At 63.8% G+C, this 11,407-nt stretch carries 11 protein-coding genes; 5 read left to right on the forward strand and 6 right to left on the reverse strand.

Features of this window, described 5'->3' with window-relative positions; genetic code table 11:
* Positions 1 to 13: 13 nt before the first annotated feature.
* Positions 14 to 730, reverse strand: coding sequence for an SIMPL domain-containing protein (locus FS665_RS06545; RefSeq protein WP_145185166.1), 717 nt, complete (start codon positions 728 to 730; stop codon positions 14 to 16).
* 203 nt (positions 731 to 933) lie between these two features.
* On the opposite strand from FS665_RS06545, the gene FS665_RS06550 reads away from it, so the two are divergent.
* From FS665_RS06550 to FS665_RS06565, 4 genes are all read left to right on the forward strand, one after another.
* Positions 934 to 2,190 (forward strand): ATP-binding protein, encoded by a 1,257-nt coding sequence (locus FS665_RS06550; RefSeq protein ID WP_145185168.1) that lies wholly within the window; start codon positions 934 to 936, stop codon positions 2,188 to 2,190.
* Positions 2,190 to 2,750, forward strand: a complete 561-nt coding sequence (locus FS665_RS06555; protein WP_145185171.1) for a response regulator transcription factor — start codon at positions 2,190 to 2,192, stop codon at positions 2,748 to 2,750. Before FS665_RS06550 ends, FS665_RS06555 begins: the two co-directional genes overlap by 1 nt.
* A gap of 170 nt (positions 2,751 to 2,920) precedes the next feature.
* The gene (locus tag FS665_RS06560; protein WP_145185173.1) at positions 2,921 to 3,862 is read left to right on the forward strand and encodes an AEC family transporter; all 942 of its coding nucleotides are present in this window, start codon (positions 2,921 to 2,923) and stop codon (positions 3,860 to 3,862) included.
* Between the two features lie 56 nt (positions 3,863 to 3,918).
* A complete protein-coding gene (locus tag FS665_RS06565) occupies positions 3,919 to 5,277 on the forward strand; it encodes an amino acid permease (RefSeq protein WP_145185175.1) in 1,359 nt (452 codons plus the stop codon).
* Between the two features lie 47 nt (positions 5,278 to 5,324).
* Here FS665_RS06565 and FS665_RS06570 read toward each other — a convergent pair whose 3' ends face one another.
* The 5 genes from FS665_RS06570 to gatC form a co-directional block, all read right to left on the reverse strand.
* On the reverse strand, positions 5,325 to 6,368 hold the full coding sequence (locus FS665_RS06570; RefSeq protein ID WP_145185177.1) for a calcium/sodium antiporter: 1,044 nt from the start codon (positions 6,366 to 6,368) through the stop codon (positions 5,325 to 5,327).
* Between the two features lie 60 nt (positions 6,369 to 6,428).
* On the reverse strand, positions 6,429 to 6,803 hold the full coding sequence (locus tag FS665_RS06575) for a septal ring lytic transglycosylase RlpA family protein (RefSeq protein ID WP_178108303.1): 375 nt from the start codon (positions 6,801 to 6,803) through the stop codon (positions 6,429 to 6,431).
* A 110-nt stretch (positions 6,804 to 6,913) separates the two neighbouring features.
* Entirely contained in the window at positions 6,914 to 8,359 is a 1,446-nt protein-coding gene (gatB, locus tag FS665_RS06580) for an Asp-tRNA(Asn)/Glu-tRNA(Gln) amidotransferase subunit GatB (protein ID WP_145185179.1), read from the reverse strand.
* An 11-nt stretch (positions 8,360 to 8,370) separates the two neighbouring features.
* The gene (gene gatA / locus FS665_RS06585; RefSeq protein WP_145185181.1) at positions 8,371 to 9,822 is read right to left on the reverse strand and encodes an Asp-tRNA(Asn)/Glu-tRNA(Gln) amidotransferase subunit GatA; all 1,452 of its coding nucleotides are present in this window, start codon (positions 9,820 to 9,822) and stop codon (positions 8,371 to 8,373) included.
* Positions 9,823 to 9,837: 15 nt separating this feature from the next.
* Complete coding sequence (gene gatC / locus FS665_RS06590; RefSeq protein WP_145185183.1) at positions 9,838 to 10,125, reverse strand: Asp-tRNA(Asn)/Glu-tRNA(Gln) amidotransferase subunit GatC; 288 nt, start codon at positions 10,123 to 10,125, stop codon at positions 9,838 to 9,840.
* Between the two features lie 205 nt (positions 10,126 to 10,330).
* Between gatC and mreB the strand changes: the two genes are divergently transcribed.
* Positions 10,331 to 11,368: a rod shape-determining protein MreB gene (mreB, locus tag FS665_RS06595; protein WP_003255163.1), complete on the forward strand. Its 1,038-nt coding sequence runs from the start codon at positions 10,331 to 10,333 to the stop codon at positions 11,366 to 11,368.
* Positions 11,369 to 11,407 lie beyond the last annotated feature (39 nt).

The raw sequence follows: 11,407 nt of genomic DNA on the forward strand, positions 1-11,407 counted from the left end.
CGCCCTACGGACCTCAGGGCATCTGCACTTCGATAAGGCCGTCGGCATTCATGCTGACTTCACTGGTGCCGGCCTCGATGTCTGGCGCCGGTGCCGCCTCGTCAGCGCCCATCGCTTTCATTGCCATCGGCGCGCTGCGCAGGTACGGGCGAGGGTAGCCGGAGCTATTGAGGTTCAGGCTCACCACCTTGTAGCCGCTGCCGCCGAGCGCTTCGGTGGCCAGCTGCGCGCGGGCCTTGAAGGCGTTGACGGCGTCCTTGAGCAGCTCGTCTTCGCTGGCCTTGCGCGTGGCCGGGGCGATGGAGAAGTCCATGCCGCCCATCTTCAAGTCCTGCAACAGGTCGGCAGTGAGCTGCGAGAGGGCCGGGAAATCAGCGCTTTCCAGGCGCAGTTCGGCGCGCTCGCGCCAGCCAGTGATCTTCTGGCCTTTGGTGTCATAGACCGGGTAGCTGTTACGGCTGCCCTGGCTGATCTTCACATCCTTGGCCTGGCGCGCTTGCTGCACGGCCTTGTTCATGGTTTCGGTGATCTGCTTGGCGAGCTTGCCCGGGTCGGTATTCTGCGCTTCGCTGTAGAGGGTCACGACCATCAGGTCGCGCGCCACTTCCTTGCTGACTTCAGCGCGCAGCGATACCTGGTTGAAGCGCGGCTCGTCGGCCGCCAGGGCCGGCAGGGTGGCAAGCAGACCGCAAGAAAGGACCAGAGCGGCGCTGCGACGTGGCATATGCATGAAGAACTCCTTGGCAAAAGTGGGCGTGGCGTGTGGCTGTCCGTTCCACGCATGGCCTATAGGACCGGGATCAGTGTAGTGGGTTCACGCCTGGCCTCGGCAACCTGTGACAAACTGTGGCGCTTTGCCGCATCGCTGCAGCCAAGGCCCAGGCTTGGGTATACTTCAGCCGATTTTTTTCGCTGCATTTATCGGGAGAGCGCATGCTCGCCGCCGCACAACCGCTGTCCGCCACCCGCCAGAACCTCTGGCGCCTGACTGTCATTCGCGTTCTGGTACTGGCCGCCCAGGCAGGTTCGGTGGGCGTTGCCTACTGGACCGACCTGCTGCCGCTGCCTTGGCTGTCGCTGGCTGCGACGCTGGCGCTGTCGTCGCTGCTCTGCGCTTTCACCGCGCTGCGCCTGCGCCTGTCGGTGCCGGTCACCGAAACCGAGTACGCCCTGCAATTGGCCTGCGACCTGTTGATTCACAGCGCGTTGCTGTATTACTCAGGCGGCTCCACCAACCCGTTCGTCTCCTACTACCTGGTGCCGCTGGCGATCGCCGCGGTGACCTTGCCTTGGCTTTATTCGCTGATCCTCTCCGGTATCGCCCTGACCGCCTACAGTCTGTTGCTGGTGCAATTCTACCCGCTCGAAGGCTTGCCCATGGCGCGCGACAAGATGCAGGTGTATGGCATGTGGCTGAGTATCGCCTTGGCCGCGGCCGTGATCACCTTCTTTGCTGCGCGCATGGCCGAAGAACTGCGGCGCCAGGAGCAACTGCGTGCCGAGCGGCGCGAAGAGAGCCTGCGCGACGAACAACTGCTCGCCGTCGCCACTCAGGCCGCCGGCGCCGCCCACGAACTGGGCACACCGTTGGCGACCATGAGCGTGCTGCTCAACGAGATGCGCCAGGACCATACCGATCCGTTGTTGCAAGAAGACCTGCAGATCCTTCAGGACCAGGTCAAGTTGTGCAAGGAAACCCTGCAGCAGCTGGTGCGCGCTGCCGAAGCCAACCGGCGCCTGGCGGTGGTCGAGCAGGATGTCACCGCCTGGCTCGACGAAGCGTTGAACCGCTGGCACCTGATGCGCCCGGAAGCCAGTTATCGCTTCCAGCGCCTGCGAGATGGCCAGGTGCCGCGCCTGACACCGCCACCGGACCTGACCCAGGCGTTGTTGAACCTGCTGAACAATGCGGCCGACGCCTGCCCCGATGACCTGCAGGTGACCCTCGACTGGGACGCCCAGGACATCCTGATCAGCATCCGCGATCATGGCCCGGGCGTACCGCCGGCCATCGCCGAGGCGATCGGCAAACCCTTCATTACCACCAAGGGCAAAGGCTTCGGCCTGGGCCTGTTCTTGAGCAAGGCCAGCGTGACCCGTGCGGGCGGTTCGGTAAAACTCTATAGTCATGAGCAGGGTGGCACCCTGACCGAACTGCGCCTGCCCCATGGCACGCGAGGAGATGAATGATGAGCGAAGAAATCCAGGTCGAAGGCGAAGAGCTGCCGCACCTGCTGCTGGTGGACGATGACGCCACCTTTACCCGGGTCATGGCGCGTGCCATGAGCCGCCGCGGTTTTCGCGTGAGCACTGCAGGGTCGGCTGAAGAGGGCCTGATCCTCGCCCAGCAGGACCTGCCGGACTACGCCACGCTGGACCTGAAGATGGAAGGTGACTCGGGCCTGGTGCTGCTGCCCAAGCTGCTGGCGCTGGACCCGGAGATGCGCGTGGTGATCCTCACCGGCTACTCGAGCATCGCCACGGCGGTCGAAGCGGTCAAGCGCGGTGCGTGCAACTACCTGTGCAAGCCGGCCGATGCCGATGATGTACTGGCGGCACTGCTGTCCGAGCATGCCGACCTGGACACCTTGGTCCCGGAAAACCCGATGTCGGTAGACCGCCTGCAGTGGGAGCACATCCAGCGCGTGTTGAACGAACACGAAGGCAATATTTCTGCCACAGCGCGAGCGCTGGGCATGCACCGCCGCACCCTGCAACGCAAGCTGCAGAAGCGACCGGTACGCCGCTGAGCCTGCGCCAGGCGCTTCGTGAGCAGGCGCGCTTTCATCCAAGCGTGCCTGCTCACGAAGAGGCCGTTATCGGCAAGAACTTGCTGCAGGCTTGTGCAGATCCCCGCATTTCATGACGCGTTGGCGTATCATTAGCCGCCTGACGGCAACCTCTGCAGGATCGCTTGCGTATGCTCGCCCTACTCATCCAGACCTTGAACATCACGGCACCGGTGTTCGCCATGCTGTTCATGGGCGTGCTGCTCAAACGCATCCACCTGATCGACGACAACTTCAACCGGGTCGCCTCGCAGCTGGTGTTCAACGTGTGCATGCCGGCGCTGTTGTTCCTGGGTATCTACCATGCCGACCTGGCCACTGCGGTGCAGCCCAAGGTCATTCTCTATTTCATCGTCGCCACCTTTATCGGTTTCGCCGTGGCCTGGGGCATGGCCATATGGCGCAGCCCGGTGGCCGAGCGCGGCATCTACACCCAGGGCGCATTTCGCGGTAACAACGGCGTGATTGGCCTGGCCCTGGCCGCCAGCCTGTATGGCGACTACGGCATCTCCCTGGGCGCGGTGCTGGCAGGCTTGGTCATCCTGCTCTACAACTCGCTGTCGGCGGTAGTCCTGGCAGTCTACAGCCCGGACTTGAAGTCCGACCCGTGGAGCATCTGCAAGAGCATCTTCAGCAACCCGTTGATCCTCAGTGTGCTGGCGGCCACGCCGATGGCCTACGGCCAGGTCGCGCTGCCCAACTGGCTGCTGACCTCTGGCGATTACCTGGCGCAGATGACCTTGCCGCTGGCGCTGATCTGCATCGGCGGCACCCTGTCGCTTTCGGCCTTGCGCGACAGTGGCCGGCTGGCCATCGATGCCAGCCTGGTGAAGATGGTCTGGCTGCCGCTGATCGGCACCCTGGGGGCCTGGCTGTGCGGTTTTCGTGGCGCCGAGCTGGGTATCCTGTTCCTGTACATCGGCAGCCCGACCGCTGCTGCCAGCTACGTCATGGCCCGTGCGGCCAATGGCAACCATGAGCTGGCGGCGTCGATCATCGTGATCACCACGCTGATGGCGGCGATCACCACCAACATTGGTATTTTCATCTTGCAGTGGGGCGGGTGGATCTAGATCCTTGTCTGCACACAACAGCAATAACACGGCCTCACTGAGCTTAAGGACACTTCATGCAAGACCAGAGCACGCCCGAGCGATTGCAGCGCGGGCTGAAGAATCGCCATATCCAGCTGATCGCGCTGGGCGGGGCCATCGGCACCGGCTTGTTCCTGGGCATCGCCCAGACCATCCAGCTGGCCGGCCCGGCCGTGTTGCTGGGCTACGCCATCGCCGGCCTGATGGCCTTTTTCATCATGCGCCAGCTGGGTGAAATGGTGGTCGAGGAGCCGGTCGCCGGCAGTTTCAGCCACTTCGCCCACCAGTACTGGAGCGAGTTCGCCGGGTTCGTCTCCGGCTGGAACTACTGGGTGGTGTACGTGCTGGTCGGCATGGCCGAACTTACCGCCGTCGGCATCTATGTGCAGTACTGGTGGCCGGACTTCCCCACCTGGGCCACGGCGGCGATCTTCTTCGTGGCGATCAACCTGATCAACCTGACCCAGGTAAAGGTCTACGGCGAGATGGAATTCTGGTTCGCCCTGGTCAAGGTCGTGGCGATCGTCAGCATGATTGGCTTCGGTGCCTGGTTGCTGAGCAGCGGCAACGGCGGCCCTGACGCCAGCGTGGCCAACCTTTGGCAATACGGTGGGTTCTTCCCCAATGGGGTCGGCGGTTTGGTCATGGCGCTGGCCGTCATCATGTTCTCGTTCGGCGGCCTGGAGCTGGTCGGCATCACCGCCGCCGAAGCCGACAACCCGCGCCAGAGCATTCCCAAGGCGACCAACCAGGTGGTCTACCGGATCCTGATCTTCTACATCGGCGCACTGGCAGTGCTGCTGTCGCTGTACCCGTGGCAGAAAGTCGTGCAGGGCGGTAGCCCGTTCGTGATGATCTTCCATGAACTGGACAGCGACCTGGTCGCCACCATTCTCAACATCGTGGTCCTGACCGCAGCGCTGTCGGTGTACAACAGTTGCGTGTACGCTAACAGCCGTATGCTGTTTGGCCTGGCCAGCCAAGGTGACGCGCCGCGTCAGCTGCTCAAGGTCAGCCGCAGTGGCGTGCCATTGACCGCCCTTGGTGTGTCGGCTTTCGCCACCGGCCTGTGCGTGTTGATCAACTACCTGATGCCGGGCGAGGCGTTCGGCCTGCTGATGGCGCTGGCTGTGTCGGCACTGGTGATCAACTGGGCCAGCATCAGCATCACCCACCTGAAATTCCGCAAAGCCAAGCTGGCCCGTGGCATTACCCCGTTCTACCAGAGCTGGGGGCATCCATTGACCAACTACCTGTGCCTGGCGTTCATCGTGCTGATTCTGGTGGTGATGTACCTGACGCCGCCCATCCGCATATCGGTGATGCTGATTCCAGCGTGGATCCTGGTGCTGTGGGGCGCGTTCAAGCTGAAAAAAGCGCGCCAGGCACGCTGACCCCACGGGCCCGTCCGCAGCGCGGGCCCTTTCCCCCTCCCGGCGCGTCAGTGCTGTCGCCGCCACGCCCGCAGCGTAGTGAACAGCACTACCGCCGCCAGCACCGGCAGTGCGTAGAACAGCATCAGCCGCTCCAGCCGCCCGGCCAGTGGCATGCCCATGGTGAAGGCTGCCACGTGCAGCCCGTAGGCCAGATACAGGCATAGAAACACCAGCCCCTCGACGCGTGTGATGCGATAGCCGGAATAGAACACCGGCAAGCTCAACGCGGCGACGCCCAGCATCACCGGCAGGTCGAAGGCCAAGGCATTGGGTGAAATGCTCAGCGGCTCGGGCGTGAGCACAGCGGTCAGGCCCAGTACTGCCAGGAGGTTGAACAGGTTGCTGCCGATCACCGTGCCCACGGCGATCTCGCGCTCGCCGCGCAGCGCTGCGATCAGCGCGGCGGCGAGTTCCGGTAGCGACGTGCAAATGGCCACCACGGTAAGGCCGATGACCCGTTCGGACAGGCCCAGGTCGGTCGCCACCTCGATCGCGGCCTCCAGCAACAGGTGTCCGGCCAGGCTCAGCAAGACCAGGCCGAACAGCACCTGCAACAGCGTCGCCGCCCAGAACCGCCCAGCGTGCGCCGCCTGTGCATCCGGGGCAGGGTAGGTGCGCGCGTAGTGGCGCGATTGATGCCACAGCATGCCCAGGTATCCCCCAAGGCCAAGCAGCAGCACGAGCCCTTCAAGTCGCCCCAGATGGCCATTGGCGCAGAGGCCATAGACCAGGACACTGGCAGCGATCATCAAGGGAATATCCAGGCGCACCAGTTGGCGCGAAACGCGCAGCGGAATGACCAGTGCGGCAAGGCCGAGAATGACCAGGACGTTGAAGATGTTGCTGCCGACCACGCTGCCCACGGCGACATCCGGGGCGCCTTGGTACGCCGCCTGCAGGCTGACCGTCAGTTGCGGCGCGGTGCTGCCGAAGGCCACCAGGCTCAAGCCGATGATCAGCGGCCGCACGTGCAGGCGCTGGGCCAGGCGCAGGGCTGCACGCACCAGCAATTCGGCGCCGGCGACCAGCAACAGCAGGGCGATGCCCATTTGCAGCAGGCTGAAGGTGGGGAGGGTGGCCAGATCGAAAATGGTGACGCTCCTGTCAAATCAGTCACTCAAACCTTGTACTCGCACGCGCGCCGTTCCGCTACGCAGCATGCCGATTTTTTCCGCTGCAGCGCGTGACAGGTCAATCAGTCGGCTACGGGTATGCGGGCCACGGTCGTTGATGCGCACCACCACGCTACGATCATTGGCAAGGTTGGTGACCAGAACGCGGCTTCCAAAGGGCAGGCTGCGATGGGCAGCGGTCAGGCCCCGCTGGTTGAATGCTTCGCCACTGGCTGTGCGTTTGCCATGGTGGCGCGAGCCGTAATAGGACGCGGTGCCGGTTTGGTTGTAACCGCGGGGGTCGATATCGTGGCTGGCGCAGCCGGCCAGCAGAGAGAACAGCGCCACGGCGCCAAGGGGTTTTTTCAGCAAAACAGGTGCTCTCCTTGTGCGGCATCGCGGTGGATCCGCCGCCCCCGCACGAGGGGCGCTGGCGGCGAATCACCTGCGATCGAGGGCCAGGCCCTCAGCGCTTTTTCAGGTCAGCCTTCGAGCTTGGCTTTGAGCAGTTGGTTCACCTGCCCAGGGTTGGCTTTGCCTTTGGAGGCTTTCATGGCCTGGCCGACGAAGAAGCCGAACATCTTGCCGCGCTTGGCCTCGTCGGCGGCGCGGTACTGCTCGACCTGCTCGGCGTTGGCCGCCAGTACTTCGTCGAGCATCTTGTCGATCGCCCCGGTGTCGGTGACCTGTTTGAGGCCGCGGCTGTCGATGATGCTGTCGGCATCGCCTTCGCCGGCGGCCATGGCTTCGAACACAGTCTTGGCGATCTTGCCGCTGATGGTGTTGTCGCGAATGCGCAGCAGCATCCCGCCCAGCTGGGCAGCGCTGACCGGCGCCTGGTCGATCTCGACACCCAGCTTGTTGAGCAGGCTGCCCAGTTCGACCATGACCCAGTTGGCGGCCAGCTTGGCGTCGCCACCGCTCTTCACCACGTCTTCGAAGTAGTCGGCTTGCTCACGGCTGGAGGCCAGCACGTTGGCGTCGTAGGCCGACAGGCCGTACTGATGCTGGAAGCGTTCGACCTTCTGCGGCGGCAGTTCAGGCAGGCCGGCACGCACGGTTTCCAGGAAGCTGTCCTCGATCACCACCGGCAGCAGGTCGGGGTCGGGGAAGTAACGGTAGTCGTTGGCTTCCTCCTTGCTGCGCATGGAGCGGGTCTCGTCCTTGTTCGGGTCGTACAGGCGGGTTTCCTGCACCACCTTGCCGCCGTCCTCGATCAGGTCGATCTGACGCTGGATCTCGCTGTTGATGGCGCGCTCGATGAAGCGGAACGAGTTGACGTTCTTGATTTCGCAGCGCGTGCCGAACTCGGTCTGGCCTTTCGGGCGGATCGACACGTTGCAGTCGCAGCGCAGCGATCCTTCGGCCATGTTGCCGTCACAGATGCCCAGGTAACGCACCAGCGCGTGGATCGCCTTGACGTAGGCCACCGCTTCCTTGGCGCTGCGCATGTCCGGTTCGGAGACGATTTCCAGCAGGGGCGTGCCGGCGCGGTTCAGGTCGATGCCGGTCGAGCCGCTGAAGTCTTCGTGCAGGCTTTTACCAGCATCTTCTTCGAGGTGCGCGCGGGTGACGCCGATGCGCTTGATGGTGCCGTCTTCCAGGGCGATGTCCAGGTGGCCCTTGCCAACGATGGGCAGGTCCATCTGGCTGATCTGGTAGCCCTTGGGCAAGTCGGGGTAGAAGTAGTTCTTGCGCGCGAACACGTTGCGCTTGCCGATCTCGGCGTCGATCGCCAGACCGAACATGCACGCCATGCGCACGGCTTCCTGGTTGAGCACCGGCAGTACGCCAGGCATGCCCAGGTCAACCAGGCTGGCCTGGGTGTTCGGCTCGGCGCCGAAGGTGGTGGCGCTGCCGGAGAAGATCTTCGACTGGGTGGCCAGCTGGGTATGAATCTCCAGCCCGATCACAACTTCCCATTGCATGTGTGAATTCCTCAGAAGCCGTTAGGGGCGCGGGTGTGCCAGTCGGTGACTTGCTGGTAACGGTGCGCGACGTTGAGCAGGCGGCCTTCCTGGAAATACGGGGCCAGCAGTTGCACGCCGACCGGCAGGCCGTCGACGAAGCCGGCTGGCATCGACAGGCCCGGCAGGCCCGCCAGGTTGGCGGTGATGGTGTAGACGTCTTCCAGGTAGGCGGCGACCGGGTCGCTGCTCTTGGCCCCAAGTTTCCAGGCCGGGTTCGGCGTGGTTGGGCCAAGGATCAGGTCGACATCGGCAAAGGCGGCCATGAAGTCGTTCTTGATCAGGCGGCGGATCTGCTGGGCCTTGACGTAGTAGGCGTCGTAGTAGCCAGCCGACAGGGCGTAGGTGCCGACCATGATGCGGCGCTGCACTTCGCTGCCGAAGCCTTCGCCACGCGAACGCTTGTACAGGTCGGTCAAGTCCTTGGGTTCTGCGCAGCGGTAGCCGAAGCGCACGCCGTCGAAACGCGACAGGTTCGACGACGCTTCGGCAGGCGCGATCACGTAGTAGGCCGGAATCGCGTGCTGCATGTTCGGCAGGCTGATCGGCTTGACCACGGCGCCGAGCTTTTCCAGCTCCTTGACGCTGGCCTGGACCAGGTCGGCGATACGCGGATCGAGGCCAGCACCGAAGTATTCCTTCGGCAGGCCGATGCGCAGGCCTTGCAGCGAGCCATTGAGGCTGGCGCTGTAGTCGGCGACCGGTTCGTCGATGCTGGTCGAATCCTTGCTGTCGAAGCCGGCCATGCCTTGCAGCAGCAGCGCGCAGTCTTCGGCGGTGCGAGCCAGCGGGCCGCCCTGGTCGAGGCTGGAGGCATAGGCAATCATGCCCCAGCGCGATACCCGGCCGTAGGTCGGCTTGAGGCCGGTGAGGTTGGTCAAGGCGGCCGGCTGGCGGATCGAGCCGCCGGTGTCGGTGCCAGTGGTGGCCGGCAACAGGCGCGCGGCCACGGCGGCCGCCGAGCCACCGGACGAACCGCCGGGCACGTGCTCGAGGTTCCACGGATTCTTCACCGCGCCGTAGTGGCTCGATTCGTTGGCCGAACCCATGGCGAACTCGTCCATGTTGGTCTTGCCCAGGGTCACCATGCCGGCGGCTGCCAGCTTGCTGACCACGGTGGCGTCATACGGGGCCTTGAAGTTGTCGAGCATCTTCGAGCCGCAGCTGGTGCGCACGCCCAGGGTGCAGAACAGGTCCTTGTGGGCGATCGGTGCGCCCAGCAGGGCACCGCTTTCGCCGGCCGCGCGGCGGCTGTCGGCGGCGCGCGCCTGTTGCAAGGCCAGGTCTTCGGTGACGCTGATGAAGCTGTTGATCTGCGGGTCGAGTTGCTTGACCCGCGCCAGCAGCGCGGTGGTCAGCTCTTCGGAGGAAAACGACTTGTCGGCGAGTCCGCGGGCGATCTCGGCCAGGGTCAATTCATGCATGGCAGGCTCTTTCCCTTACTCGATGACTTTCGGAACCAGGTACAGACCGCTTTCGGTCGAGGGTGCGATGGCCTGATAGGCATCGCGCTGGTTGCTTTCGGTGACCTGGTCGGGACGCAGGCGCTGGCTGGCCTCCAGGGGGTGGGCGAGCGGCTCGATGCCGCTGGTGTCGACCGCTTGCATCTGGTCGACCAGCCCGAGAATGCTGTTGAGGGCATCGGTAATGCGTGGCAGTTCGCCGTCATTCAGGCCCAGGCGGGCCAGATGGGCGATCTTTTCCACGTCGCAGCGTTCAAGCGCCATGGGGATCTCCAGGGGGAAACAAAGAACGGAATGAGGTCCGGGGTGAGGAACATGTCAGCATTTTGGCGGTCCAACGGCCGCGATCATCTGCTGGCTTGCTCGGAAAAACAGCCAATTTAACATATTGGCTCCTTGCCCAAAATCCCTGCCATTGTTAGAGTTTGCCGCACTTTTTTACCCACGCTTTCCCCAGGGTCACTTTCCCATGTTCAAGAAACTGCGTGGCATGTTTTCCAGCGATCTTTCCATCGACCTGGGGACTGCCAACACCCTAATTTACGTGCGTGAGCGCGGTATCGTCCTGAATGAGCCCTCGGTTGTTGCCATCCGTACCCACGGCAACCAGAAAAGCGTCGTCGCCGTCGGTACCGAAGCCAAGCGCATGCTGGGCCGTACGCCTGGCAACATTGCTGCCATTCGTCCGATGAAGGACGGCGTGATCGCCGACTTCAGCGTTTGTGAAAAAATGTTGCAGTACTTCATCAACAAAGTTCACGAAAACAGCTTCCTGCAGCCCAGCCCACGCGTGCTGATCTGCGTGCCGTGCAAGTCGACCCAGGTAGAGCGCCGTGCCATTCGCGAGTCGGCCCTGGGAGCCGGTGCCCGTGAAGTGTTCCTGATCGAAGAACCGATGGCCGCCGCCATCGGTGCCGGCCTGCCGGTCGAGGAGGCCCGTGGCTCGATGGTCGTGGATATCGGTGGCGGTACCACCGAGATCGCGCTGATCTCCCTGAACGGTGTGGTCTACGCCGAATCCGTACGGGTGGGCGGCGATCGCTTTGACGAGGCCATCGTCACCTACGTGCGCCGCAACTACGGCAGCCTGATCGGCGAATCCACCGCCGAGCGCATCAAGCAGGAAATCGGTACTGCCTACCCAGGCGGCGAAGTGCGCGAAGTCGATGTGCGCGGCCGCAACCTGGCAGAAGGCGTACCACGCGCCTTCACCCTGAATTCCAACGAAGTGCTCGAAGCCCTGCAGGAATCCCTGGCGACCATCGTCCAGGCGGTCAAGAGCGCCCTCGAGCAGTCGCCGCCAGAGCTGGCCTCGGACATCGCCGAGCGTGGCTTGGTGCTGACCGGTGGTGGCGCCCTGCTGCGTGACCTCGACAAGCTGCTGGCCCAGGAAACCGGCCTGCCGGTGATCGTCGCCGAAGACCCGCTGACCTGTGTCGCCCGTGGCGGCGGTCGCGCCCTGGAGATGATGGACAAGCACGCGATGGACCTGCTCTCCAGCGAGTGAGTCGCGCCGCCCCTGAATGCCCGGTTTACAGGTAGCCCG

It is taken from the genome of Pseudomonas sp. URMO17WK12:I11, assembly GCF_007677725.1.
Lineage (GTDB): Bacteria > Pseudomonadota > Gammaproteobacteria > Pseudomonadales > Pseudomonadaceae > Aquipseudomonas.

What these genes read in the sequence shown, in the direction of transcription:
- FS665_RS06545 (WP_145185166.1), bottom strand. Translation starts at nt 730, where the DNA reads ATGCATATGCCACGTCGCAGCGCCGCTCTGGTCCTTTCTTGCGGTCTG.
- FS665_RS06550 (WP_145185168.1), top strand. Translation starts at nt 934, where the DNA reads ATGCTCGCCGCCGCACAACCGCTGTCCGCCACCCGCCAGAACCTCTGG.
- FS665_RS06555 (WP_145185171.1), top strand. Translation starts at nt 2,190, where the DNA reads ATGAGCGAAGAAATCCAGGTCGAAGGCGAAGAGCTGCCGCACCTGCTG.
- FS665_RS06560 (WP_145185173.1), top strand. Translation starts at nt 2,921, where the DNA reads ATGCTCGCCCTACTCATCCAGACCTTGAACATCACGGCACCGGTGTTC.
- FS665_RS06565 (WP_145185175.1), top strand. Translation starts at nt 3,919, where the DNA reads ATGCAAGACCAGAGCACGCCCGAGCGATTGCAGCGCGGGCTGAAGAAT.
- FS665_RS06570 (WP_145185177.1), bottom strand. Translation starts at nt 6,368, where the DNA reads ATGGGCATCGCCCTGCTGTTGCTGGTCGCCGGCGCCGAATTGCTGGTG.
- gatB (WP_145185179.1), bottom strand. Translation starts at nt 8,359, where the DNA reads ATGCAATGGGAAGTTGTGATCGGGCTGGAGATTCATACCCAGCTGGCC.
- gatA (WP_145185181.1), bottom strand. Translation starts at nt 9,822, where the DNA reads ATGCATGAATTGACCCTGGCCGAGATCGCCCGCGGACTCGCCGACAAG.
- gatC (WP_145185183.1), bottom strand. Translation starts at nt 10,125, where the DNA reads ATGGCGCTTGAACGCTGCGACGTGGAAAAGATCGCCCATCTGGCCCGC.
- mreB (WP_003255163.1), top strand. Translation starts at nt 10,331, where the DNA reads ATGTTCAAGAAACTGCGTGGCATGTTTTCCAGCGATCTTTCCATCGAC.